The 1,240-nt window shown below is 71.1% G+C and carries 2 protein-coding genes; one reads left to right on the forward strand and one right to left on the reverse strand.

Annotated features, from left to right (window positions below; translation table 11 throughout):
* The coding region (locus ACFP9U_RS25140; RefSeq protein ID WP_378625619.1) for a precorrin-6A/cobalt-precorrin-6A reductase at positions 1-171 on the reverse strand (171 nt) is incomplete at its 3' end.
* A gap of 1 nt (position 172) precedes the next feature.
* Here ACFP9U_RS25140 and cbiE point away from each other — a divergent pair.
* On the forward strand, positions 173-1,240 hold a 1,068-nt coding region (gene cbiE / locus ACFP9U_RS25145), incomplete at its 3' end, for a precorrin-6y C5,15-methyltransferase (decarboxylating) subunit CbiE (protein WP_378625617.1).

Genomic DNA, 1,240 nt, shown 5'->3' on the forward strand with positions numbered 1-1,240 from the left:
GTCGGCGCCCCCGAAGCCCCCGACGCGCACATGACCTGTCTGCGCGCGCGGGTTCGCCGTACGTCCTGCCAGGGACAGGGTGACGCTGAGGGTAGGCTCGCCGGCCAGCGCTTCGGCCAGCCGCCGCGCTTCGCCCGTGCCGCCGAGGATGAGAACGTGCCGAGGGTTCATCATGCCATCTAGAGAATGGACCCCTGCCGGCGCAACGGAGAAATGGCTCGTCATCGTCGGCATCGGCGAGGACGGCGCCGACGGGCTGAGCCCGAAAGCGCGCGATCTCATCGCGCAGGCGGAATTCGTCTTCGGCGGCCGGCGTCATCTCGATCTGGCCGGATCGCTGATCGGCGGCGAGGCGCGGCCATGGCCGGTGCCCTTCGACAGCGCCATGACCGAGGTGCTGGGCTTGCGCGGACGCAGGGTCTGCGTGCTCGCCTCGGGCGATCCTCTTCATTTCGGCGTCGGTGCCACGCTGGCGCGCCACGTGGACGCGGCCGAGATGCAGGTCGTGCCGGCACCTTCCGCCTTCAGCCTTGCCGCTGCCCGGCTCGGCTGGGCGCTCCAGGAGGTGGAGACCGTCTCGCTGCACGGCCGGGCGGTCGAGCGCATCCTGCCGTTGCTCCATCCGGGCCGGCACGTCATCGCGCTTACCTCCGACGGCGACGGACCGAAGGCGGTTGCCGCCCTGCTTCGGCGCAACGGCTTCGGCGCCGCGCGCATGCACATATTGGAAGCGCTGGGCGGCCCGCGCGAGAATGTGAGCACCTTTACCGCCGGGGAACTCGGCAAGCGCGCTTTCGATCCGCTCAACGTGGTGGCGGTCGAGGTGCGGGAAGCCGCGGGTGCGCGCGTCCTGCCGCTCGGCCCCGGCCTTGCTGACGATCTCTTCGATCATGACGGGCAGATCACCAAGCGCGAAATCCGCGCGGTCACGCTTTCCGCGCTCGCGCCGCGGCGCGGGGAATTGCTGTGGGACATCGGCGCGGGATCCGGCTCCGTCGCCATCGGATGGATGCTGGCGCATCCCTCCATGCGCGCGGTGGCGATCGAGCAAGACGCAGAACGGGCAGGGCGCATCTACCGGAACGCCGCGGAACTCGGCGTGCCGGACCTGAAGGTGATCGAAGGCGCGGCGCCGGCGGCACTCGAAGGCCTGCCCGCACCGGATGCGATATTCGTCGGCGGCGGGGGCAGCGACGAAGGCGTGGTCGATGCGGCCGTCGCGGCGCTCGCGCCCGGCGGG

This window comes from Nitratireductor sp. GCM10026969 (assembly GCF_042660605.1).
Lineage (GTDB): Bacteria > Pseudomonadota > Alphaproteobacteria > Rhizobiales > Rhizobiaceae > Chelativorans.